We start from the raw sequence: 22,474 nt of genomic DNA, 5'->3' as shown, positions 1-22,474 counted from the left end.
GAGACTTCGGCGGCTCGCACGCGTGCGGGCTCACCGTACCGGAGCCGATCATGCCGGTCGACCCCTTTGCGGTCCTGTCGGACCGGCCCCGTAGCATCGGGGACATGGCTGATCTCTACGCCCTGGACCTGGCCTTCGACCTCGTCGAAACCACCCCGGACGCCGTGGTCGCGGAGCTCCGGCGCCAACTGGCGCCGGAGGGACTCCTCGGGACCCGGGGCCCGGCGCGGCGCGTCGGCGGCATGCTCGTCGGCGATTTCGGGCCGGACGACCGCGGCGGCTGGGCCCTGACCAGCCGCCAGGAGATTCATGCCGAGCAGCTACCGGACCTCGAGGACCTGCTGCTGCTCCTCGCACCCCACATCCGCCCGCCGGGCCCGGTCGGCCGGATCCGCCACTACGAGCACGAGTCCCCGGACCTGCTGGTCCTGCGCGAGCGCCGCGTGGTCCAGCTGGCGCTGGACCCGCGCTAGACGGCCTGGTGCCGGCCCGGCAGGTTTGCCGGGCCGCGGCAGACGCCGCTCAGGTGTCGAGGAAGGTGCCGAAGGTCGCGCGCCCCTTCGTCCGGTAGGTGTGGATGGCGATGCCGCTGGACGTCGTACGGGAGCCGGTCAGCTCGAAGGCCGTCGGCAGCCCGCCGGTCGGGAACAGCCGCCGCCCCGCTCCCAGGAACACCGGGAAGACCTGCAGGTTGAGCTCGTCCACGAGGTCCCGGGCCAGCAGCCACTGCGCGAGCTGCCCGCTGCCGTGCACCTGGAGCTCCCCGTCCAGCGCGTCCTTGACGCGGACGATCTCGCTCTGCAGGTGCTCCCCGTCGATCACGGTGGCCGGCCCCCAGGACGGTTCCTTCAGGGTGGTCGAGGCGACGTACTTCGGCAGCCTGTTCAGCTTGTTCGGGACGGGGTCGGCGGGGTCGTCGTGCTCCGGCCAGTACGCCGCGAAGATGTCGTACGTCCGGCGCCCGAGCAGAAACGCCCCGGCCCGCTCGAAGACCTCGTTGACGAACTCCCCCATGCCCTCGTCGGCGTACGGCACCACCCAGCCTCCGTACGCGAACCCGCCGCTGGTGTCCTCCTCGGGCCCGCCGGGCGCCTGCATCACGCCGTCGAGGGTCAGAAAGGTGGTGAGGGTCAGCTTGCCCATGACTCTGCGCTCCTGGCTCGATCGTCCTTACGCAGATTCAGACTCCCGCTCCCCCGGATTCTCATCGCTCCGCCACGCGGAAACGCGCGGGCCGCTCCCACGATCACCCGCCCGCACCGGTCACCGGCCTTCGGTGGGGCCGCCGGGGCTCAGGAGCTGGTCGCCGAGGGGAGTGCGGCGGTAGAGGACGTGGCGGCCGTCGCGGGCGCGGGTGACCAGGCCCGTGCTGTGGAGGACCGCCAGGTGCTGGGAGACGGCGCTGGGGGTGACCTGGAGGCGGCGGGCGATCTCGACGGTGGGCAGGGGGCCGTCGAGGAGGGCGAGGAGCGCGGCCTTGGGTGCGCCGAGGAGTTTGCCGAGCGCGGTGGCGTCGGGAGGGCGCGGGGCGTACCACAGGGTGGCCACGCCCCTGCTGGGATAGGCCAGGGCGGGTGGCTGGTCGGCGGTGACGGGTGGGGCGGGCTTGTGGGCGAAGACGGAGGGGATCAGGAGCAGTCCGCGGCCGGCGGCCGGGATGTGGAAGTCCCCGAGGACGTTGTCGATGTGCAGGGTTCCGTCGTCCCAGTGCAGGTGGGGGTGCATGTCGGCGAACAGCCGCCGGGCGCCGCCGACGGCGAGCTGCCGGGCCCGGTAGGTCATGTCGGCTTCGAGGACGAGCCGTATCGCCGGCCAGGCCGGCTTGATCGCGAGGGTCCAGTACGCGTGGAGCAGCTCGCAGATGGTGTCGCGCAGGGTGATGACCGCACCCTCGTCGTCGGCGGTCGCCGCGTGCAGCGGCGCGGGCAGCGGGTCGGGGGCGTGCGCGTCCAGCAGGTCGCGGCGCACGATGCCTGCCGGCGTGCGGCGTACGACGGCCAGTTCCTCGGCGAAGGTGGCGGAGAACCGCTGGGGGCGGGGGCTCAGGAAGTCGGGCAGCGTGCGGCGTTGCGCGACCAGCGAGGTGAGGAGTGCCGTGTCGAGGCCACCGAGGCGTGGGACCACCGAGCGGCGCCAGGGGGTGTGGATCGCGGACAGGCCCGGCTCGCGCAGGACGCGCAGGCTCAGCACGGTGTCCTGGAGCGGGGACAGGGCGAAGCGGGTGTCCGCGAGGTCGTCGGCATCGAGCCCGAAGCTGATCATTAAGCCCGAGGCTACATCCATTGGCGGGGGTGGTCCGGTGGGCTGGACTGCCGGGCATGACAGAGAGAGCAGTCGCGGCGGCCGACCGGGCCCGCAGCGAGCGGAAGCCGCCAACAGCCCCGGCGGGCCCTGCAGCCAGGGCGGCGCCGGCAGCGGCCTCGGCGGCACCGGCAGCACCAGCGGCCTCGGGGACACCGGCGACGCCGGCCGCCTCGGGGACACCGGCCGCCCCGCCGGCGCCGGCGTCCACGGCGCCGACCACGCTCGATCGGCGCCTGATCGCGCTCCTCGCGCTGACCTGCGCGGTCGCCGTCGGCAACATCTACTTCCCACAGGCCGTCAGCCCGCTGGTCGCCGCCGGTCTGGGCACCTCGCCCGACAAGGCTGCCGTGGTGGTCACCGCCACGCAGATCGGCTACACCGCGGGCATCTTCCTGCTGGTCCCCCTCGGCGACCGGCTGCCCTACCGCCGCCTCCTCGTCACCCTGCTCGCGGCGAGCGGGGCGGCCCTGCTCGCCGCCGCCCTGGCCCGCAGCCTGACCCAACTCGTCGCCGCCAGCGCCCTGGTCGGCGTGACGACCACGTCCGCCCAGCTCATCGGCCCGATGACGGTCGGCCTGGTCGCCGAGGGGCGGCGCGGCGCGGTGATGGGGACGCTGCTCAGCGGCTCCATCGGCGGCATGCTCCTGGCCCGCACCTTCGGCGGTGCGCTCGGTGAGCGGTTCGGGTGGCGGGCCCCCTACCTGGTGGCCGGGCTCGTGGTGCTGTGCCTCACGGTGGTGCTGGCCCGTGCGCTGCGCGCCACCGCCACCACGTCCGTCACCCCCGCCACGCCCGCCACCCCGCCCACCCCCGCCAGCGCCTCACCTCGGGTACGCCTCCGCTCGCTGCCGGTCCAGCCGCTGCGGCTGCTGCGCGCCGAGCCCGAACTGCGCCGCTCCGCCGGCTACCAGGCGGCCCTCTTCGGCGGGTTCTCCGCCGTCTGGACCTGCCTGGCACTGCTCCTCACCGGCCCGCTCTACGGTTTCGGCCCGCAGGCGCTCGGGCTCGTGGCGCTCACCGGGGCGATCACCATGGCGTGCACCCCGGTGGCCGGCCGGATCGTGGACCGCCACGGCCCGGACCCGGTCAACCTGACCTGCTTCCTCGCCACGCTCGCCGCCGCGGCCGTCCTCGCCGTCGGCGCCCGGGGCGGTACCGCGGGGCTCGTCGCGCTCCTCCTCGGGACACTGCTGCTGGACACCGCCATGCAGTGCGGCATGATCGCCAACCAGGCCCGCTTCTACGCCCTGCGCGGCGACTCCCGCAGCGCGCTGAACACCGCCTACATGACGTGCGTCTACCTGGGCGGCAGCGCGGGATCCTGGCTCGGCCTGCAGCTCTACCGACACGGCGGCTGGCTCGGAGTCTGCCTGCTGCTGGCGCTGCTGACGGCTCCCGCCGCCGACTCCGTCCGCCGGGTGCGGGCCGCAAAACGCCCGGTCGGATTCCTGCCAGCCCCGTAGGCCTCCCGGCGATTTCATTGAAGTCGCAACCAACAAGGGAGGAAGAAGCATGAACGAGAACACGGTGGCCCTGGTGACCGGTGGCAGCCGCGGGATCGGAGCGGCGAGTGCGGTGCGGCTGGCCGAGGACGGGGCCGACGTCGTGATCACCTACGTCAGCGACGCGGAGGCGGCGGCCGGGGTCGTCGGGAAGATCGAGGCGCTCGGGCGGCGCGCGATCGCCGTGCGGGCCGATGCCGGGGATCCTGCCGCCGCCGCCCTGGCGGCGGAGCGGACGGTGCGGGAGTTCGGGCGGCTCGACGTGCTGGTGAACAACGCGGGGGTGGGCGTGCTCGGGCCGCTGGCGGAGCTGGGCCCGGCCGACGTGGACCGGGTACTGGCGGTCAACGTACGCGGGGTGTTCCTCATGGCGCAGGCGGCGGCCGGACGGATGCGGCAGGGCGGCCGGATCATCACCATCGGCACCTGCATGACCCAGCGGGTGCCCGCTCCCGGCGGCACCCTCTACGCGATGAGCAAGTCGGCGCTGATCGGGCTGACGAAGGCTCTCGCCCGGGAGTTGGGGGAGCGCGGGATCACGGCGAACATCGTCCACCCCGGACCGGTGGACACCGACATGAACCCGGCGGACGGTCCGTACGCCGGCCCGCAGGCGGCGATGACCGCCCTCGGGCGCTTCGGCACCGCGCAGGAGGTCGCGGCCGTGGTGTCCTTCCTCGCGGGGCCGGACTCCGCGTACGCGACGGGCGCCGAGTTCGCGGTGGACGGCGGCCACGCCGCGTAGCCCTCCGGCCGGGCGTGCGGGCAGGTCCGGACGCGGCGGCCCGGATGCGCCGGCCCTGGTGCGTCGGCCCTGGACGCGCCGAGGGCCCGTTGGGGCGTACCGCACGGCGGTGCGCCCCAACGGGCCCTCCATCCCCGGGGGTGTCGGCCCCCGGGGCCGGACTACGCGCCGAGTTCCTGGGCGCGGGCGTCGTGCGCGGCGGCGCCGGCCTCCGTCAGGGAGCCGTGCAGGCGCAGGCGGGAGAAGCCGCCGTCCGGGAAGATGTCGATCCGGACGTGGGTGCCGACCGCCGGGGTGTCCAGCACGAAGCGGTGGTTGGTGTCGGGCTGCAGGCGGGTGCGCGGCAGGAACTCCGCCCACTCGCCCTCCTCGCCCGTCTTGATGGAGAGGGAGGCCCAGCCGGCCGAGTTGCCCTTGAGGTAGGCGGTGTCGATCTCGACGGCGCGGATCTCGGACTCGGCGACGAGCTGGTAGCGGATCCAGTCGTTGCCGTTGTCGCGGCGGCGGGCGGTCTCCCAGCCGTCGTCCATCTTGCGGGAGCGGCCCGGGTTGATGGTGTTGGTCGGCGGGGAGTAGAAGCGGTTGGACGCGTCCTGGACCGAGCCGCCGTTCTCGAGCGCGACGACGTCGAACGTGCCGAGCGTGGCGAGCCACTTCGGGTCCGGGACGACCTCGCCGTACACGCGCAGGCGGGCGATGCCGCCGTCCGGGTGCTGGTTGACGCGCAGGTGCGTGAAGCGCTGCTCGGCGGTCACCTCGAAGCCGTTGGCCGCGTGGCCGCCGACCGGGGTGCGCGGGACGAGCACGGTCCACTTCACGTCGTCGGCGAGGAGCTCCTCCGGGGTCGGCGCGAGGGCGCCGTCCCAGTTGGTGCCCTCGATGGAGACGGCCTGCGGCATGTTGCCGCGGAAGTGGGCGGTGTCGACGACGATGCCGCGGATGACGCCGGGGGCGCCCAGGCGTACGAGCGCCCAGTCGTGGTCCTCGGCGGTCGGCCAGGGCTGGGTGGCCGAGACGCCGCGGCGGCGGCGGGTCTCCCAGCCGTCCATGATCTTGCCCTTGTGGCCGAAGTGCTCCGGGTCGAAGTGCGCGGCCTCGGCGATGAGCAGGTTCTCGCGCTGGGCGAAGAACTCGTCGTTGGCAGCGATGACACCGGCGCCCAGCTCACGGGCGGCGAGGTTCGCGTACTGGGTGAACGGGAAGTCCGCGGTGCGGTAGTCCGCGTACGGGTCGCCTCCTCCGTACGGGTTCGCGTTGCCGGTGAAGGAGGTCAGTCCAGTTGAACGCTGTGCCACTGTCAGTTCTGCCTTTCGAGGAGGAGGCCCGTGGGCTCGGTCGGGGTGCCGTGGTCGGCGATCTGCGTACCGCGCAGCCAGGTGGACTTGACGACGCCGTGCAGGGTCTTGCCCGCGTACGCCGTGATCCGGTTGCGGTGGTGCAGCTCGGCCGGGTCCACAGTGAACGTTTCTTCAGGGGCGACGACCGCGAAGTCGGCGTCGCGGCCCACCTCGATCGCGCCCTTCTGCGTCAGGCCTGCGAGGGCGGCCGGGGCGGCGGACATCCAGCGCACGACGTCCTCCAGGGTGCGGCCGCGGCGGCGCGCCTCGGTCCAGATGGCGGGCAGGCCCAGCTGGAGGGAGGAGATGCCGCCCCACGCGGAGGCGAAGTCCTCCGTCTTCAGGTCCGCCGTGGACGGCGAGTGGTCCGAGACGATGCAGTCGATGGTGCCGTCGGCGAGCGCGTCCCACAGGAGGTCCTGGTTGGCGGCCTCGCGGATGGGCGGGCAGCACTTGAACTCGCTGGCGCCGTCCGGGACTTCCTCGGCCGTGAGGGTGAGGTAGTGCGGGCAGGACTCGACCGTGATCTTGACGCCCTCGGCCTTGGCGGCGGCGATCATCGGCAGCGCGTCGCTGGAGGACAGGTGCAGCACGTGGACGCGGGCGTTCAGCCGCTTGGCCTGGGCGATGAGGTTGCCGATGGCGGTGTTCTCGGCGTCGCGCGGGCGCGAGGCGAGGAAGTCCGCGTACTTCGGGCCCGGGACGACGGGGGCCGCGTCCAGGTGGTGCGGGTCCTCGGCGTGCACGATCATCAGGCCGCCGAAGCCGGTGATCTCGGCGAGGGAGGCGGCGAGCTGCTCCTGGTCGAGCTCGGGGAACTCCTCCACGCCCGAGGGCGACAGGAAGCACTTGAAGCCGTAGACGCCGGCGTCGTGCAGCGGGCGCAGGTCCTTGACGTTGTCCGGCAGGGCGCCGCCCCAGAAGCCGACGTCCACGTGCGCCTTGGCGCGGGCGACCTCCTGCTTGACGCGCAGGTTGCCGGTCGTGGTGGTCGGCGGCAGCGAGTTCAGGGGCATGTCGAGGATGGTGGTGATGCCGCCGGCCGCGGCGGCGCGGGTCGCCGTCCAGAAGCCTTCCCACTCGGTGCGGCCCGGGTCGTTCACGTGGACGTGGGTGTCGACCAGACCGGGGAGCAGGACGTCGTCGCCGAAGTCCTCCAGCCGGGCGCCGGCCGGTACCCCGGCCTCGTACGCCAGCACGGCCGTGATCTTCCCGCCGGCGACGGCCACCGAAGCGGCGCGCGTCCCCTCGGGGGTGATGACGCGCGTCGAGCGCAGTACCAGTTCCACAGCCACGTCGGCCACCGGAACCTCCCCATCTACTTCCACAGAGCGAAATTCAACGTTCTGTTGACGGAGTCTTCACGGCGATCGAGAGCCAGTCAAGAGCGCCCGGACGGACCACTGACACGCCCGCATCGCGATTGGATGTTTCCACAGGATGGAATTAAGATTTCGCTATACAGAATGTAGCTACCACCACCGGGGGACGGGGAGGTAACTTCCCGAGGACGTCCGTCACCCGGACAAACCGCCTCTGACCGGCGGGGACGGCATCGCCCCTGCTCTAGGGCCGAAGCCGACCGACCGGTAGGCTGCTTCCTTGCCTGCCAGCACCGAAAGGACCGCGCCGTGCCGACGTCCAGCGCCAGCACCACCGACGCTTCCGCCAAGCCCACCGCCGCCAGCGGTGGCGTCCAGTCCCTTGAGCGCGCCTTCGATCTGCTCGAACGCATGGCCGACGCCGGGGGTGAGGTCGGCCTCAGCGAGCTCTCCGCGGCCAGCGGACTGCCGCTGCCCACGATCCACCGTCTCATGCGCACGCTCGTCGCGTGCGGCTACGTCCGCCAGCAGCCCAACCGACGGTACTCCCTCGGGCCCCGGCTGATCCGCCTCGGCGAGTCGGCGTCGCGGCTGCTGGGCACCTGGGCGCGCCCCTACCTCGCCCGCCTGGTCGAGGAGACCGGGGAGACGGCGAACATGGCCCTGCTCGACGGGGACGAGATCGTCTACGTCGCCCAGGTGCCGTCCAAGCACTCCATGCGCATGTTCACCGAGGTCGGCCGCCGGGTGCTCCCGCACTCCACCGGCGTGGGCAAGGCCCTCCTCGCCTACACCCCCGCCGACGAGGTGCGGGCCCTGCTCGCGCGCACCGGCATGCCCGCGGCGACCGAGAAGACCATCACCACGCCCGAGGGCTTCCTCGAGGCGCTGGAGAAGGTCCGCAAGTCCGGCTACGCGGTCGACGACAACGAGCAGGAAATAGGAGTCCGCTGCCTCGCCGTGTCGGTGCCGAACTCGCCGACCGCCGCCGCGATCTCCATCTCCGGTCCGGCCGGCCGGGTCACCGAGGCCGTGGCCGAGTCCTTCGTGCCGATCCTGCAGGGCGTCGCGGCCGAGCTGTCGGTGGCGCTCTCCAACCAGACCCCCGCGTAGCGCGCCGGCCTGTGCGAACGGCCCCGGCCCCCTCCGCGAGGGGCGCCGGGGCCGTTCGCGTACCCGCGCTCAGGACGCCGGGACCGGGTCCGGGCTCTGGGTCAGGCGGCCGTCGGCCATGGTCGCCGTCCGGTCCATCCGCTCCAGGTGGGCGTGGTCGTGGGTGACCAGCACCGTGGCCGTGGAGCGCTCGCGGGTCAGCGTGACCAGCAGGTCGAGCACGGCGGCGCCGCGCTCGTGGTCCAGCGCGCTGGTCGGCTCGTCGACCAGCAGCACGGCGGGCTCGTTCATCAGGGCGCGGGCTATGTTGATCCGCTGGCGCTGGCCGCCGGAGAGCTGGTGGGGCCGCTTGTCGGCCTTGTCCGCCAGACCCACCGCGTCCAGCAGCTCCAGCGCGCGCCGGCGCAGCGCTCGCGAGGGCCGGCCGGAGAGGTGCGCCATGACCTGGAGCTGTTCGGCCGCGGTGAGCGAGGCCAGCAGGTTCGGCTGCTGGAAGACGATGCCGATCTCCTCGCGGCGCAGGGCCGACTTCTCGGCGGCGCTCAGCTCCGCCGTGTCCCGGCCGGCGACGACCACCCGGCCGGAGTCGGGGGTGACCAGGGTGGCGGCGACGGCGAGCAGGCTGGACTTGCCGGAACCGGAGGGTCCGATCACCGCCGTCAGGGTGCCGGCGGGCACCTCCAGGCGGACCGCGTCGAGCGCGGTGAGCCGTGAGTCGCCGTCGGGGTACGTGAGCGTGACGTCGTGGACGAGCAGGGTCATCGGGCGCTCCCGAGGGCGGTCAGCGGGTCGACGGCGGTGATCCGCCGGATGGACAGGGCCGCGCCCAGGGCGCCGAGCAGGATCATCACGGCGGCCGGGACCAGCACGGTGGCGGCGTCGAGCACGAAGGGCACGTTCCCGCCGCTGATCAGCGCCCCGAACCCGGCGGCCAGGGCCGTGCCCAGCCCGGTGCCGATCGCGAGCATCACCACGGCCTGGCCCAGCGCGTCCTTGAGGAGGTACGGGGTGGAGGCACCCAGTGCCTTCAGAACGGCGACGTCCCCGCTGCGCTGGATGGTCCACACCGTGAAGAAGGCGCCTATCACCAGGGCCGAGATGACGAAGAGGAAGCCGCGCATCAGCTGGAGCGAGCCGTTCTCGGCCTGGTACGAGCCTATGGCGCCCAGGGCCTCGTCCACGGTCTGGGCCCTGGTGCCGGCCGCCCGGTCAGCGGCGGCCAGGCCGATGCCGTCGCCCGAGACGGCGACGACGGTCGCCAGGGTCTCCAGGGAGGTGCCGGGGTTGCCGATGCGCTGCCAGTCGTTCAGGTCCATCCAGACCACGGGGGTGTGGCTGTAGGCGGCGGTGCCGGAGACGGCGGCCACGGCCAGTTCGAGCGGGCCGATCTTCAGCTTGGCTCCGGCGGTGAGGCCGCCCAGCTCCTTCGCGGCCTTCTCGGTGAGGACGACCCGGCCCTGGGTGAGGCCCGCGCCGCGCGGGGCCAGCCCCCCGGCCGGCTCCACGCCGAAGGCGGACACCGCGGCGGTGCGCCCGCCCGAGGCGGCGTTGGTGGTACGGATGCCGAGGGGCTCGGCGGCGCTCACCCCGGGCCGCGCCCGCCAGGCCTGCCAGGCCCTCTCCGGAACCTGCGAGCTGGTGAAGGACACCTTCTGGTCACCCGCGGGCGCGGCGAACGCCAGATGCGTGGCGGGCAGCCCGGTGACGGCCGAGATGTTCTCCCGGGCCAGGCCCGCGGTGAGTCCGGACAACAGGCCGACCAGCAGTGTGATCAGTAGGACGACCGTGCCCATGAGGGCGAACCGGCCCTTCGCGAACCGTAGATCTCTCCATGCGACGAACATGTCCCCCACCTTGGTCTTCCGCGTGGACACAAGGCATCGCGCCACGGTAGCGATCCTCGTATCGAAGGGCGCACCGGGACATCGAACTTTCGATTGACCGGGGCCGGCCCGGCCCGACTTACGCTGGTCCGGCGATGACTCCTCCCGTTTCCCCTGTTCCCGCCGTTTCCCGTCCCCTCACCCCCGTGTCCAAGGTGCTGCGGCTGTGCCTGCACGCCCTGCTGCTGGGGCTGCTCGCGCTGGCCGCCGGGCGGGCGCTGGCCGACTCCGCGCCCCGGGCCGGCTGGGTGGTCGGCGCCTGCGCGGTGCTGGCCGCCGTGTACGCGGGCGGCGTACGCGCCCCCGTGGTGCACCGCTCGCCGCGCGCCGGGGCGGTGTGGCTGGCCGCGCTCGGCGCGGCCTGGGCGGCCCTGCTGGCGGTCTCCCCCGACGGGCTGTGGATCGCCTTCCCGCTGTACTTCCTGGAACTGCACCTGCTGCGGCTGCGCTGGGGCGTCGCGGCCGTCGCGCTGACCGCCTGCGCGGCCATCGGGGGTTTCCTCGCGCACAGCAGCGCGGTGACCCCGGGAGCGTTCCTCGGGCCGCTGCTGGGCGGGGCCGTGGCGGTGGCGACCGTACTGGGCTACCAGGCGCTGTACCGCGAGAGCGAACGCCGCCGGGAGCTGATCGAGGAGCTCATCACGACCCGGGCGGAACTGGCCGCCGCCGAGCGGAGCGCCGGGATCCTCGCCGAACGGGAGCGGCTCGCCCGGGAGATCCACGACACCCTGGCCCAGGGGCTGTCCTCCATCCAGCTGCTGCTGCGGGCCGCCGAACGGGCGCTGCCGGAGGACTCGGCGGCCCTGCCGCACATCGCGCAGGCCCGGGAGGCCGCCCAGGAGAACCTCGCCGAGGCGCGTCGTTTCGTACGGGCCCTCACCCCGCCGGATCTGGAGCACGGCTCGCTGGCCGCAGCGCTGGAGCGGCTGTGCACCGGGGCGCCCTGGCCGCGGGTGCGGTTCTCGCTGAGCGGCGCGCCGCGGGTGCTGCCGACCCCGTACGAGGTGGCCCTGCTGCGGATCGCGCAGTCGGCGCTGGCCAACGTGGTGCGCCACGCGCGGGCGAAGCGCGCCGAGATCACGCTGACCTTCATGGACGCCTCGGTCACCCTGGACATCGTGGACGACGGGCAGGGCTTCGACCCTTCCTCGGCCACCGCGGCCCGCGGGGACGGGGGCTTCGGGCTGCCCGCGATGCGCTCGCGCGCCGAAACCCTGGGCGGGCTGTTCACCGTGGAGTCCGACCGCGGCCAGGGCACCGCCGTGGCCGTCACCCTGCCGCTGCCCCTGGAGGCGTCCTGATGACCATCCGGCTGCTCCTCGCGGACGACCACCCGGTGGTCCGGGCGGGTCTGCGCGCGGTACTGGACACCGAACCGGACTTCGCGGTGGTGGCCGAGGCCGCGACCGCCGAACGGGCGGTGGAGCTGGCTGCGGCCGAGCCGGTGGACGTCGTCCTGATGGACCTCCAGTTCGGGCCCGGGATGCACGGTTCCGAAGCGACGGCCCTGATCACGTCCCGCCAGGACGCGCCCCGGGTGCTGGTGCTGACCACGTACGACACGGACGCGGACATCCTGGCGGCCGTGGAGGCCGGCGCCTCGGGCTACCTGCTCAAGGACGCCCCGCCGGAGGAGCTGGCGGCGGCGGTACGGACGGCCGCGGCGGGGCAGTCGGCGCTGGCCCCGGCGGTGGCGCTGCGGCTGATGGACCGGATGCGGACGCCGGCGGAGGCGCTGACGAAGCGGGAGCTGGAGGTGCTGCAACTGGTCGCGGACGGCCTGTCGAACCAGCAGATCTCCAAGCGGCTCTTCCTCAGCCAGGCCACGGTCAAGTCCCACCTGGTGCACGTCTACGCGAAGCTCGGCGTGGACTCCCGCACCTCGGCGGTGGCAGCGGCGGCCACCCGCCGCCTGATCCGCACCCCGTAGCCCCGCCCAGGGGGCGGGACGGACGAAAGTCCCGGGCCGACGGGCCGGACGGCCCCTTTGGCGTCCTGGAGGGCGTGGACGGCGGGCACGGCGGGCAGGCGCCCCTGGCAGCCCTGCACCGACGGACGGAAGGACGGGACCGTGCCCGGATCCACCACCCCCATCGACCGCACCACCAGCCATTTCGCCTCGGCGGAAGCGACTGCATCGATACCGGACCGGGCCGGGGTTCCCCGGATCGCCCTGGCCCACCAGTTGGCCCCCGAGGACGCCCGGGAGCTGACGGGGCTCTTTTTCGCCCGCCTGCGGAGCCTGCCGGAGGGTACGGCGGAGTACCAGTACGTACGCAACACGCTGATCGAGATGAACATGGCTCTCGTCCGGTTCGCCGCACGCGGTTTCCGTACGGGGAACGCCGGCGGGGCCGGCGCGGAGCTGGAGGACATCGTCCAAGCCGGCACGATCGGCCTGATCAAGGCGATCGACCGCTTCGATCCCGACCGGGGGGTGCACTTCTCCACCCTCGCCCTCCCGTACATCAGCGGGGAGATCAAACGGCACTTCCGGGACACGACCTGGGCCGTGCGCGTTCCGCGCAGGCTCAAAGAACGCAGCATGGAGCTCACCAGGGCCGGAGAGGACCTCGCGGCCACGCTGGGCCGCGCCCCCACCGTCCACGAGATCGCCCGCCACCTCGGCTTGGACGAGGAAGAGGTCATCGAGGGGCTCGTCGCGGCCAACGGCTACTCCACCGAGCCCCTGGACGCGCCGACGGGCGGCGAGGAGCAGGCCGCGCCGAGGCGCACGTCTCGCACCCCGGCGGACGCCGGCGGCCAGAGCGACCGTGCCATCGAGCTCTTCGAGGACCTGCACGCCCTCGGCCCCCTGCTGCACGAGCTGTGCGAACGGGACCGGGAGATCCTGTACCTGAGGTTCGGACGGGAGATGACCCAGTCCGAGATCGGCGCCGAACTCGGCATCAGCCAGATGCAGGTCTCGCGCCTCCTGACCCGCATCCTGACCAGACTGCGCACGGGCATGCTCGCCGGTTGACCCCGGCGGCACGGTCCGTGACAGCTACCCAGCCGGTGATGACCTATGAGCCCCTTGATCCCCCAGGACCCCGACACGCTCAAGCAGCACCTTGCCCGCGAGGTCAGAGCCTTGCGGGAGGCCGCCCGCCACGGGGCCGGGGTCCGGCTCGACGAACGCCCCGCACCGGACGGGGCGCCGTCGGCGGACTCCGGCGAGGAGCTTTGCCCGTGCGGTACTGCGGGGCCCGGGCACGGCTGCGGTGACGTCGTCGAGGGACACGACCCGTGGGAGTGCGTCTGCGCGACCCTGCCCGCCATTCCGCTGTCGGCCGCGCTGTTCACTCCCGTGCGCGACGAGACCGGGCGGACGGTCGACTTCACGGTCCAGGCCGGCAACCACGTCCGCGCGGCCGAGTGGCTGGAGGCTCCGGACCGCCAGATCGGCCGGCGGCTGCTCGAAGTCCAGCCCGGGGCCGCGGTCGGCGGGCTGGTCAGGGCCCTGGACTCGGTGCTGGACACCGGCCGCGCCCTGAAGGCGTACGCCTTGGACTACACGGAGCAGCGCAGCGACGGTCTGCACCGCACGAAACTCCTGTACGACGCCTCGTCCTGCGGCGACAAGGTCCTGGCGACGTGGCGGGCGGCCCACAACCGCATGGAGCTGCTCTCCCTCGACGCGCAGTACATCGCGTCCATGGGCTGGGGCACCTGGGACCTGCTGTCCGGCGAGGTCGCCTGGTCGGAAGGGCTCTCCTCGATCTTCCGCAACGATCCGTCCCGTCCCCTGACGCTCGCCGAACTGTGCGACATGGTCCTGCTGGACGACGTACCGCGCTTCGGGAAGTTCCTGCTGGCGCTGGTCGACGGCGAGGAGCCGTCGGGGACCGAGATCCGCTTCAGCGTGCTCGGGGAGGTGCGCACCCTGCACCTCGTGGGGCATCCCGTCATCGCGATCGACGGGCTTCCCTGGTCGGTGCACGTCATCGCGCGCGATCTGACGTCCCAGGTGCGCAGTCGCCAGCGGCTCGCCGCGACGCGCAGGCAGTCGGACCGGCTGCGGGAGGAGGCGGCCGCCGAGCGGCGGGTCGCCGCCGCCCTGCGGGAGGCCCTGCTGCCGACGCACTCCGCCGCTCTCGCCCAGGCGGGCCTGTCCGTGGCGGCCGCGTACCTGCCGGCGGAACCGGACGCGGCGGTGGGCGGCGACTGGTACAAGTGCCGCCTGCTGCCGGACGGCCGGGTCCTGCTCGCCATCGGCGACGCCTGCGGCCACGGGCTGAGCGCGGTCGCCCGGATGGCGCAGCAGCGGCACGCCCTCGCGGGTCTCGCCCATGCCCCGGGGACGCACGCCGGCCAGCTGACCACCTGGCTCAACGAGCTGCTGTGCGCCGACCCGGCCGCCGAAACGGCGACCGCGATCATCGGGCACGTCGACCCGGAGCGCCGGTTCCGCTGGGCGTGTGCCGGCCATCCGGCGCCGCTGCTGCTGCGTGACGGTACGGCCTCGGTGCTGGATACGCAGCACCGAGGCCCCCTCTTCGGACTCCTGCCCGGGCACGAGTACGAGACCGCGACCGCGGAACTCCGCCCCGGTGATCTCCTGCTGCTCTACACGGACGGCATGGTCGAGCGCCGGGGTGAGGACATCGCGGACAGCATCGACGTGCTGCGCAAGGTACTGACGGGGTGCGGCGGGCTCGACCCCCAGGAGACCCTCGACCGCATCATGGACGCGTACACGCCCGAGGAGCACGAGGACGACACCTGCCTGGTGGCCCTGGGCGTCGGCTGACGCCGGGCGCCGCGTCCACCGGCCCGGACGACTAGGCCACCCAGTAGGGCCGTTCCACCGCCGGGGAGAGCGGGACCCCGTCGTGGAAGGCCTGCGCGAGGAGGCGGACGCCCTCGTCGAGGCGGTCGGCGGGCAGTGTGTACGGAATCCGGAGCCGGTGCTCGAAGGTGCCCGGGTCCACTCCGAAGCGGGCGCCGCGGCCGATGTGCACCCCAGCCGCCGCGGCCCGTTCGGACAGGGCGGAGCTGACCGGCTCGCCGAGGTCGACCCAGAGCGAGAGCCCGCCCGGCGGGAGCTGCCAGGACCATTCCGGGGTGTGCCGCTGTAGGGACCGGACCAGGGCCTCGCGCTGGATCCGCAGCTGTGCCAGGCGCGCGGGCAGCGACCGGTCCAGGCCCTCCATCAGCGGGAGCGCGACCAGCTGGTCGATCACCGAGCCGCTCATGTCGGCGGAGACCCGTACGGAGGTCAGCTCGGTGATCATCTTGGCGGTGGCCCGGATCCAGCCCACCCGCAGGCCGCCCCAGTGCGTCTTGCTGAGCGAACCGATGGTGATCACGTGCTCGGCGCCGCCGCGCGGGGCGAGCGAGGCCAGCGGCGCGGGCGCGGGCTCGTCCAGTGCGATGTCGGCGATGGTCTCGTCGACGACCAGCCAGGTCCCGGTGGCCCGGGTGGCCGCGAGCAGCCGCAGCCGCTGCTCCGCCGGCATCAGCGCGCCGGTCGGGTTGTGGAAGTCGGGGATCACGTACGTCAGCCTGGGCACGGCCTGGCGCAGCGTGCACTCGGCGATGTCCATGTCCCAGCCCGCGTCGGAGACGGCTATGGACCCGGTGCGCAGCCGGGCGTGGCGCAGGGCGTCGAGGGCGTTGGCGTAGGTCGGGTTCTCGGTGACGACCCGGTCCCCGGGGCGGCAGAGCAGGCTGACGACCAGGGCGAAGGCCTGCTGGGCCCCGGCCGTGACCAGGATCTGCTCGGGGCGGGTGGGCAGCCCGCGCCGGGTGAACCGTTCGGCGACGGCCGTGCGCAGGTCGGGGAGGCCGAAGGGGTGGTAGCCGGGGCTCCGGGCGAGCCGGGGCAGCCGCGGGGCGGCCCAGGCGAAGGCCTCCGCGAGGCTGCCCTCCGGGGCGCCCATGGCCGCGATGGCGAGGTCGATCCCGGGGCCGCCGTCGGGTCGGCCTCCGGTACCGCCGCCGATGAGGCCGGGCGAGCCGACCGGCAGGTGGCCGTCGGGGAGTTCGGTCCAGGTGCCGGAGCCGCGGCGGCTGCGGACGTAGCCGCTCTCGCGCAGGAGGTCGTAGGCGCCGGTGACGGTGGCCCGGCTGGCGCCGACCGCCTCGGCGAGTTCGCGCTCGGCGGGCAGCCGTACGTGCAGGGCGATGCGGCCGTCGAGGATCAGTGTGCGCACGGCGTCGGCGAGCGCCCGGTACCCGGGGCGGGCCAGCACCTCCGCGGGGAGCAGGGCAGCGAGCTGACGGCTGCCGATCGTTCTGTCCGCTGTCTGGACCACTCGCCCGTTTGCCATGCCAACCTTCCCTGATTGGCTCTGACGGCCAGGCCAATCGAGGACCAGACTCGCCGCATTGGCCCCCGATTGGCAAGGAGACGTGTGATGCTGACCGACCGTGACGAACGAGCCCTGCTGGCTGCCGCCGAGAACCGGATCTCCGAGCCGCTGCGGATGGGGGCCGCGCTGGCCGCCGTACGGCGCTCGCTGACGCGCCGCACCCGGGTTTCCCCGCGGGAGCGAGAATCGGTGGCATGTCAGCCGATTCCCACACCCGTTCCCACACCCGTTCCGACGCCCCTTCCGACTCCCCTCCCGACCCGGCTCTCCCCGCCGGCGCACCGGTGATCGCGGGCCTGCTCCTGGCGGCGGGCGGCGGCCGCCGCCTGGGCGGCCGGCCCAAGGCCCTGCTCCCGTACCGCGGCCGCCCGCTGGTGGAGAACGCCGTGCGGGTGCTGCGCGAGGCGGGCTGCGGTCCCGTCCACGTGGTGCTCGGCGCCTCGGCGGCCGAGGTCCGCGAGCGCGCGGACCTGGCGGGATGCGTGGTCGTGGACAACCCCGACTGGGCGCAGGGCATGGGCTCTTCCCTGCGGGTCGGCCTCGCGTCCCTGGCCGGTACGGGCGCCCGCGCGGCCCTGGTCTCCCTGGTGGACCAGCCGGGCATCGGTCCGGCGGCCGTGGCCCGGGTCCGGGAGGCGTACCGCTCCCCCGCCAGCCTGGTCGCGGCGGCCTACGGCGGGGAGCGCGGCCACCCGGTGCTGTTCGGCTCGGACCGCTGGGCGGACATCGCACAGACGGCCGACGGCGACAAGGGTGCGCGTGTCCACCTGACACAGCACGCGGCAGAGCTCACTCTGGTGGAGTGCGCGGATGTGGCCGAACCCTTCGACATCGACGTGCCGGCCGATCTGGCGCGGCTCGAGCGGGACTGAGGCGCGTTCTGGCAGCGCAGGGCGTGACCGGTGTGGCACTGAGAGCCATCCCGCCGGAAGAATCTGTCGACTCGGAGAATCTCGATATCAACAAACCATTGAACTTCCACCATGAGGAAATTACTATCCACTGGTCAGAAGCGCCCTGAACCCACAGACGGCGCCCGCGACCGTAGTTTGGAACTCTCCACCATCGACGGCACTCCGTGCCGTCCGCGCGCGAGCATTCCCCCGCGGCCGCCAGGCACCGCCGCTGCAAGGAGTGACAGATATGTCCGCACCAGCGCCGTCATCGCTGGCCATCGTCGATGCCGAACCCCTGCCCCGACAGGACGAAGTCCTCACAGAAGCGGCGCTGGCCTTCGTGGCCGAGCTCCACCGGCGGTTCGCCCCGCGTCGCGCCGAGCTCCTCGCCCGGCGTGGCGAGCGGCGCGCCGAGATCGCCCGCACCTCCACGCTCGACTTCCTCCCGGAGACCGCACAGATCCGCGAGGGCGACTGGAAGGTCGCGCCGGCCCCGGCCGCGCTGAACGACCGCCGCGTGGAGATCACCGGTCCGACCGACCGCAAGATGACCATCAACGCCCTGAATTCGGGCGCGAAGGTCTGGCTCGCCGACTTCGAGGACGCCTCCGCCCCCACCTGGGAGAACGTCGTCCTCGGCCAGCTCAACCTGATCGACGCCTACGAGCGCCGCATCGACTTCACCGACGCCCGCACCGGCAAGGCATACGCACTGAAGCCCGCCGAGCAGCTCGCCACCGTCGTGATGCGGCCGCGCGGCTGGCACCTCGAGGAGCGCCACCTCCAGTTCGAGGGCGGCCCGGCCTCCGGCTCGCTGGTGGACTTCGGCCTGTACTTCTTCCACAACGCGAAGCGTCTGATCGACCTCGGCAAGGGCCCGTACTTCTACCTGCCGAAGACGGAGTCGCACCTGGAGGCGCGCCTCTGGAACGAGATCTTCGTCTTCGCCCAGGACTACGTCGGCATCCCGCAGGGCACCGTCCGCGCCACGGTCCTGATCGAGACGATCACCGCCGCGTACGAGATGGAGGAGATCCTCTACGAGCTGCGCGACCACGCGGCCGGCCTGAACGCGGGCCGCTGGGACTACCTCTTCTCCATCGTCAAGAACTTCCGTGACGGCGGCGAGAAGTTCGTCCTGCCGGACCGCAACGCGGTGACGATGACCGCCCCGTTCATGCGGGCGTACACCGAACTCCTGGTCCGCACCTGCCACAAGCGCGGCGCGCACGCCATCGGCGGCATGGCGGCCTTCATCCCGTCGCGCAAGGACGCCGAGGCGAACAAGATCGCCTTCGAGAAGGTCAAGGCCGACAAGGACCGCGAGGCCGGCGACGGCTTCGACGGCTCCTGGGTCGCCCACCCCGACCTGGTCCCGATCGCGATGGCCTCCTTCGACGCGGTGCTCGGCGACAAGCCGAACCAGAAGGAGCGCCTGCGCGAGGACGTCTCGGTGGCCCCGGGCGAGCTCATCGCGATCGACTCGCTGGACGCGAAGCCCACGTACGACGGCCTGCGCAACGCCGTCCAGGTCGGCATCCGGTACATCGAGGCCTGGCTCCGCGGCCACGGCGCCGTCGGCATCTTCGGCCTGATGGAGGACGCGGCCACCGCCGAGATCTCACGCTCGCAGATCTGGCAGTGGATCAACGCCGGAGTCGTCTTCGAGAACGGCAAGACGGCCACGGCCGAGCTGACGCGCGCCATCGCGGCGGAGGAACTGGCCGCCCTGCGCACCGAGCTCGGCGAGGAGGCCTTCGCCGCCGGAAATTGGCAGCAGGCCCACGACCTCCTCCTCCAGGTCTCCCTGGACGCGGACTACGCGGACTTCCTCACCCTCCCCGCGTACGACCAGCTGGTCGGCTGAATGTCTGAATTCGACTGAAACGCACAGCAGTCGAACACGCCCCCCTCCGCCCCCGTCGCCTCCCGGCGCCGGGGGCGGAGTCGTTTCCGGGTCGTTTTGGGGTGGGTTGCGGGGGGTGGGGCCGAACGACCGGTCGGTTGTTACTCGTTCGTAACATGACTGTACCTAGCGGTAACAAGTGGGCGCGTGTCACCTTTCCGATGCCACCGGCCGGCGGTACCCCCACTTCCCCAGCCATGCGGCGGAGTTGTTTTTGGCTCCCGCATGGCCGACCGCAGGAGTTCCGCCGTGATCGGATTCCGCACTGCCCGCAAGGACCGGGCCGGCAGTCGTGTGCGACGACTCGCCGGGGCCGGAATGGTTCTGCCGCTCGCCGTCGGCGCGTTGATGGCCGCCGGCGCCGGGACCTCCGCCGCCAGCCCCGGCAGCGGGCCCACCGCCGTGGTCTCCATGGGCGACAGCTACATCTCCGGCGAGGCCGGGCGCTGGAAGGGCAACAGCCTGACCAACACCGGGAGCCGCAACGGCACCGACCGGGGCTGGGTCAGCGCCAGCACGTACGATCCCGGCAAGGTCTACGGGACCACCGCGGGCGGCTGCCACCGCTCCGACTCCGCCGAGGTGCGCAGCGCCGGGGCGATCGCGGACGTGGCGGTCAACCTGGCCTGTTCCGGGGCCACGTCCGAGAACGTGTTCCGCGCCTCCAACGGCGGGGTGGCCTTCAAGGGCGAGGCCCCGCAGGCCGATCAGCTCGCCGCGGTGGCCGCGAGCCACAACGTCAAGGTCATCGCCCTGTCCGTCGGCGGGAACGACCTCGGCTTCGCCGACATCATCAAGGACTGCGCGTACGACTTCATCATCTGGAACTCGTACTGCTACGACGACCAGCAGTACGGCGTGGACCAGAAGATCGACGCGGTGATGGGCGCGGTCGGGAAGTCCGTGGACGAGGTCCGGGCCGTGATGCGCGGGGCCGGCTACGCCGACTCCTCCTACCGGATCGTGCTGCAGTCCTACCCGTCGCCGATCCCGCGCGGTGCGGAGAACCGGTACACCCAAAGCGACTGGAGCCGCCTCAACACCGGCGGATGCCCCTTCTGGAACCGCGACTCGGACTGGGCCCGGGACTCGCTCGTCCCGCAGATCGCGAACCGCATCAAGGGTGTCGCCGCCGCCAAGGGCGTGCAGTTCCTGGACCTGCGGGACATGCTCCAGGGGCGCGAGGTGTGCGCCAAGGCGAGCAAGCAGGTGACCTCGACGGTCCCGGCGTCGGCCACGACGAGCGAGTGGGCGCGCTGGATCGACAACAACGAGTCGCAGGGCCTGATCCAGGAGTCCATGCACCCGAACTACTTCGGCCAGCTGGCCGCGGGGCGCTGCCTGGCCCTGGTCGTGGCGCAGCCCGCCGCGTCCGGCTTCAGCTGCAAGAACACCGCCGGGGCCGACCAGACGGGGATGTACCTGACGCCCGCTCCGTAACCGGAAGCGCCCGTACTCGGTGATCAGCTTCGGGGCCGCCGCCGCCGCGCGGCAGGACGGCATTTCGTATACGGCCGCCGATCCGAAGAGCGCCCGGTCTACCGGGAGTTGCGGCCTGTCGCCGAGGTCCCTGAAGCATGCGTACGGCGGTGCGCACGCCACACCCGCAGCGGGTGGCGTGCACACCGCCGTACGCGGTTCAGTGCACCGGGACCGGGACCGGGTCCGGGGTGTCCGCCCCGCGCCGGGCGCCGAGGTGGTTGAAGGCGAGGTTGAGCAGGATCGCCACCACGCAGCCGGTGCTGATGCCCGAGTCCAGGACGACCAGGAGGTCCTTGGGGAAGGCGTGGTAGAACTGCGGCGCGGCGATCGGGATCAGGCCGATGCCCACCGAGGCGGCGACGATCAGGGCGTTCTCGCCCTTCTCCATGGCTGCGCCGGCCAGGGTCTGGATGCCGCTGGCCGCGACCGAGCCGAAGAGCACGATCCCGGCGCCTCCGAGGACGGGCAGCGGGACGACCCCGATGACGGAGGCGGCCATCGGGCACAGGCCGAGCAGGATCAGGATGCCGCCGCCGGCGGCGACCACGAACCGGCTGCGCACCTTGGTCATCGCGACCAGCCCGATGTTCTGGGCGAAGGCGCTGCACATGAAGCCGTTGAACAGCGGGCTGATCGCGCTGCCCAGGGTGTCGGCGCGCAGACCGCCCTCGATGGTCTTCGCGTCCGCCGGACGGCCGACGATCTTGCCGAGCGCCAGGATGTCGGCGGTGGACTCGGTCATGCAGACGAGCATGACGATGCACATCGAGATGATCGCGGCGACCTGGAACTGCGGGGCGCCGAAGTGGAACGGGGTCGGGAAGCCGACCACCGAGGCGTTCTTGACGGCGTCGAAGCTGGTCATGCCGAGCGGCAGGGCTATCAGGGTGCCCGCGACCAGGCCCAGCAGGATGGATATCTGCTGGAGGAAGCCGCGCAGGAGCTTGCGCATCAGCAGGACGATCACCAAGGTGGCGGCCGCCATGCCGATGTTCCGCATGGAGCCGTAGTCGCCGGCGGTGCTGTTGCCGCCCTGCGACCAGTTGAAGGCGACGGGCAGCAGGGAGACGCCGATCAGGGTGATGACCGTGCCCGTGACGACCGGCGGGAAGAAGCGGACGAGTTTGCCGAAGTAGGGGGCGGCGAAGAAGCCGATGACTCCGGCGACGATGATCGCGCCGAAGATGACGGGGATGGCATTGTCCCCCTCCCCCTTGCCGATCGCGATCATCGGGGTCACTCCGGCGAAGGACACGCCGTTGACGAAGGGGAGTTTGGCGCCGATCTTCCAGAATCCGAGGGTCTGGAGGAGGGTGGCGAGGCCCGCCGTGAAGAGCGAGGCGCCCATCAGGAAGGCGGTCTCGGTGGCGGAGAGGCCCACGGCCGGACCGACGATCATGGGCGGGGCGACGACACCCGCGTACATGGCGGCGACGTGCTGGAGACCGCTGGTGAACATTTTCAGCGGAGGCAGGGTCTCGTCGACCGGGTGCTTCTCCTCCGGTACTGCGACTGCGTCTTTGCGAAACCTGGGCATTGCGGCCACGGCTTCCTCCGGTCGGGTAACACGTCGGCAGGGACGTGGGTGTCATGGAGGTGGTGCGAAAGCGTTGCGAGTCGAGCCTGTGTTCAGTTGTGGGTGGTGCGGATGCTTGTCCCAAGGGGTG

The 22,474-nt window shown here is 72.5% G+C and carries 19 protein-coding genes; 11 read left to right on the top strand and 8 right to left on the bottom strand.

Annotation, left to right across the window (positions count from 1 at the left end; translation table 11 throughout):
- Window positions 1-104 precede the first annotated feature (104 nt).
- A complete protein-coding gene (locus ACIPUC_RS16060; protein ID WP_446589958.1) occupies window positions 105-473 on the top strand; it encodes a hypothetical protein in 369 nt (122 codons plus the stop codon).
- A 49-nt stretch (window positions 474-522) separates the two neighbouring features.
- Here the strand turns inward: ACIPUC_RS16060 and ACIPUC_RS16055 are convergent, their stop codons facing one another.
- Together ACIPUC_RS16055 and ACIPUC_RS16050 are read right to left on the bottom strand one after the other, a co-directional pair.
- Window positions 523-1,143, bottom strand: coding sequence for a dihydrofolate reductase family protein (locus ACIPUC_RS16055; protein WP_446589957.1), 621 nt, complete (start codon window positions 1,141-1,143; stop codon window positions 523-525).
- Window positions 1,144-1,263: 120 nt separating this feature from the next.
- Window positions 1,264-2,262 carry an ArsR family transcriptional regulator gene (locus ACIPUC_RS16050; RefSeq protein WP_446589955.1) on the bottom strand — a complete coding sequence of 333 codons (999 nt, stop codon included), beginning with the start codon at window positions 2,260-2,262 and terminating at the stop codon, window positions 1,264-1,266.
- A 56-nt stretch (window positions 2,263-2,318) separates the two neighbouring features.
- On the opposite strand from ACIPUC_RS16050, the gene ACIPUC_RS16045 reads away from it, so the two are divergent.
- Both ACIPUC_RS16045 and ACIPUC_RS16040 read left to right on the top strand, forming a co-directional pair.
- Window positions 2,319-3,767 carry an MFS transporter gene (locus ACIPUC_RS16045; RefSeq protein ID WP_446589954.1) on the top strand — a complete coding sequence of 483 codons (1,449 nt, stop codon included), beginning with the start codon at window positions 2,319-2,321 and terminating at the stop codon, window positions 3,765-3,767.
- A gap of 49 nt (window positions 3,768-3,816) precedes the next feature.
- The gene (locus tag ACIPUC_RS16040) at window positions 3,817-4,551 is read left to right on the top strand and encodes an SDR family oxidoreductase (protein ID WP_446589953.1); all 735 of its coding nucleotides are present in this window, start codon (window positions 3,817-3,819) and stop codon (window positions 4,549-4,551) included.
- A gap of 161 nt (window positions 4,552-4,712) precedes the next feature.
- Here the strand turns inward: ACIPUC_RS16040 and alc are convergent, their stop codons facing one another.
- Both alc and allB read right to left on the bottom strand, forming a co-directional pair.
- Window positions 4,713-5,846, bottom strand: a complete 1,134-nt coding sequence (gene alc / locus ACIPUC_RS16035; RefSeq protein WP_446589951.1) for an allantoicase — start codon at window positions 5,844-5,846, stop codon at window positions 4,713-4,715.
- A gap of 2 nt (window positions 5,847-5,848) precedes the next feature.
- Window positions 5,849-7,183, bottom strand: coding sequence for an allantoinase AllB (gene allB, locus ACIPUC_RS16030; RefSeq protein WP_446590433.1), 1,335 nt, complete (start codon window positions 7,181-7,183; stop codon window positions 5,849-5,851).
- A gap of 336 nt (window positions 7,184-7,519) precedes the next feature.
- Here allB and ACIPUC_RS16025 point away from each other — a divergent pair, with 336 nt between their 5' ends.
- On the top strand, window positions 7,520-8,323 hold the full coding sequence (locus tag ACIPUC_RS16025) for an IclR family transcriptional regulator (RefSeq protein WP_446589949.1): 804 nt from the start codon (window positions 7,520-7,522) through the stop codon (window positions 8,321-8,323).
- Window positions 8,324-8,392: 69 nt separating this feature from the next.
- Here ACIPUC_RS16025 and ACIPUC_RS16020 read toward each other — a convergent pair whose 3' ends face one another.
- Complete coding sequence (locus ACIPUC_RS16020; RefSeq protein ID WP_446589947.1) at window positions 8,393-9,085, bottom strand: ABC transporter ATP-binding protein; 693 nt, start codon at window positions 9,083-9,085, stop codon at window positions 8,393-8,395.
- Window positions 9,082-10,167 (bottom strand): ABC transporter permease, encoded by a 1,086-nt coding sequence (locus ACIPUC_RS16015; RefSeq protein WP_446589946.1) that lies wholly within the window; start codon window positions 10,165-10,167, stop codon window positions 9,082-9,084. The genes ACIPUC_RS16020 and ACIPUC_RS16015 overlap by 4 nt, the downstream gene beginning before the upstream one ends.
- Before the next feature lie 134 nt (window positions 10,168-10,301).
- Here ACIPUC_RS16015 and ACIPUC_RS16010 point away from each other — a divergent pair, with 134 nt between their 5' ends.
- From ACIPUC_RS16010 to ACIPUC_RS15995, 4 genes are all read left to right on the top strand, one after another.
- On the top strand, window positions 10,302-11,507 hold the full coding sequence (locus ACIPUC_RS16010; protein WP_446589945.1) for a sensor histidine kinase: 1,206 nt from the start codon (window positions 10,302-10,304) through the stop codon (window positions 11,505-11,507).
- A complete protein-coding gene (locus ACIPUC_RS16005; RefSeq protein WP_446589943.1) occupies window positions 11,507-12,136 on the top strand; it encodes a response regulator in 630 nt (209 codons plus the stop codon). The genes ACIPUC_RS16010 and ACIPUC_RS16005 overlap by 1 nt, the downstream gene beginning before the upstream one ends.
- Before the next feature lie 141 nt (window positions 12,137-12,277).
- On the top strand, window positions 12,278-13,189 hold the full coding sequence (locus ACIPUC_RS16000; RefSeq protein WP_446589941.1) for a SigB/SigF/SigG family RNA polymerase sigma factor: 912 nt from the start codon (window positions 12,278-12,280) through the stop codon (window positions 13,187-13,189).
- A gap of 45 nt (window positions 13,190-13,234) precedes the next feature.
- A complete protein-coding gene (locus ACIPUC_RS15995; protein WP_446589940.1) occupies window positions 13,235-14,959 on the top strand; it encodes a PP2C family protein-serine/threonine phosphatase in 1,725 nt (574 codons plus the stop codon).
- Between the two features lie 31 nt (window positions 14,960-14,990).
- Here the strand turns inward: ACIPUC_RS15995 and yczR are convergent, their stop codons facing one another.
- Window positions 14,991-16,481 carry a MocR-like transcription factor YczR gene (yczR, locus tag ACIPUC_RS15990; protein ID WP_446589939.1) on the bottom strand — a complete coding sequence of 497 codons (1,491 nt, stop codon included), beginning with the start codon at window positions 16,479-16,481 and terminating at the stop codon, window positions 14,991-14,993.
- A gap of 329 nt (window positions 16,482-16,810) precedes the next feature.
- Here yczR and ACIPUC_RS15985 point away from each other — a divergent pair, with 329 nt between their 5' ends.
- From ACIPUC_RS15985 to ACIPUC_RS15975, 3 genes are all read left to right on the top strand, one after another.
- Window positions 16,811-17,395 (top strand): nucleotidyltransferase family protein, encoded by a 585-nt coding sequence (locus tag ACIPUC_RS15985; RefSeq protein WP_446590431.1) that lies wholly within the window; start codon window positions 16,811-16,813, stop codon window positions 17,393-17,395.
- 271 nt (window positions 17,396-17,666) lie between these two features.
- Window positions 17,667-19,286 (top strand): malate synthase A, encoded by a 1,620-nt coding sequence (gene aceB / locus ACIPUC_RS15980; protein ID WP_446589938.1) that lies wholly within the window; start codon window positions 17,667-17,669, stop codon window positions 19,284-19,286.
- Window positions 19,287-19,574: 288 nt separating this feature from the next.
- Window positions 19,575-20,765: a GDSL-type esterase/lipase family protein gene (locus tag ACIPUC_RS15975; protein ID WP_446589937.1), complete on the top strand. Its 1,191-nt coding sequence runs from the start codon at window positions 19,575-19,577 to the stop codon at window positions 20,763-20,765.
- A 199-nt stretch (window positions 20,766-20,964) separates the two neighbouring features.
- Here the strand turns inward: ACIPUC_RS15975 and ACIPUC_RS15970 are convergent, their stop codons facing one another.
- Window positions 20,965-22,353 (bottom strand): nucleobase:cation symporter-2 family protein, encoded by a 1,389-nt coding sequence (locus tag ACIPUC_RS15970; protein ID WP_446589935.1) that lies wholly within the window; start codon window positions 22,351-22,353, stop codon window positions 20,965-20,967.
- Window positions 22,354-22,474 lie beyond the last annotated feature (121 nt).

This window comes from Streptomyces sp. LARHCF249, assembly GCF_052871255.1.
This window is presented reverse-complemented; position numbering and strand designations above follow the sequence as displayed.

What these genes read in the sequence shown, in the direction of transcription:
- ACIPUC_RS16060 (WP_446589958.1), top strand. Translation starts at nt 105, where the DNA reads ATGGCTGATCTCTACGCCCTGGACCTGGCCTTCGACCTCGTCGAAACC.
- ACIPUC_RS16055 (WP_446589957.1), bottom strand. Translation starts at nt 1,143, where the DNA reads ATGGGCAAGCTGACCCTCACCACCTTTCTGACCCTCGACGGCGTGATG.
- ACIPUC_RS16050 (WP_446589955.1), bottom strand. Translation starts at nt 2,262, where the DNA reads ATGATCAGCTTCGGGCTCGATGCCGACGACCTCGCGGACACCCGCTTC.
- ACIPUC_RS16045 (WP_446589954.1), top strand. Translation starts at nt 2,319, where the DNA reads ATGACAGAGAGAGCAGTCGCGGCGGCCGACCGGGCCCGCAGCGAGCGG.
- ACIPUC_RS16040 (WP_446589953.1), top strand. Translation starts at nt 3,817, where the DNA reads ATGAACGAGAACACGGTGGCCCTGGTGACCGGTGGCAGCCGCGGGATC.
- ACIPUC_RS16020 (WP_446589947.1), bottom strand. Translation starts at nt 9,085, where the DNA reads ATGACCCTGCTCGTCCACGACGTCACGCTCACGTACCCCGACGGCGAC.
- ACIPUC_RS16015 (WP_446589946.1), bottom strand. Translation starts at nt 10,167, where the DNA reads ATGTTCGTCGCATGGAGAGATCTACGGTTCGCGAAGGGCCGGTTCGCC.
- ACIPUC_RS16010 (WP_446589945.1), top strand. Translation starts at nt 10,302, where the DNA reads ATGACTCCTCCCGTTTCCCCTGTTCCCGCCGTTTCCCGTCCCCTCACC.
- ACIPUC_RS16005 (WP_446589943.1), top strand. Translation starts at nt 11,507, where the DNA reads ATGACCATCCGGCTGCTCCTCGCGGACGACCACCCGGTGGTCCGGGCG.
- ACIPUC_RS15995 (WP_446589940.1), top strand. Translation starts at nt 13,235, where the DNA reads ATGAGCCCCTTGATCCCCCAGGACCCCGACACGCTCAAGCAGCACCTT.
- yczR (WP_446589939.1), bottom strand. Translation starts at nt 16,481, where the DNA reads ATGGCAAACGGGCGAGTGGTCCAGACAGCGGACAGAACGATCGGCAGC.
- aceB (WP_446589938.1), top strand. Translation starts at nt 17,667, where the DNA reads ATGTCCGCACCAGCGCCGTCATCGCTGGCCATCGTCGATGCCGAACCC.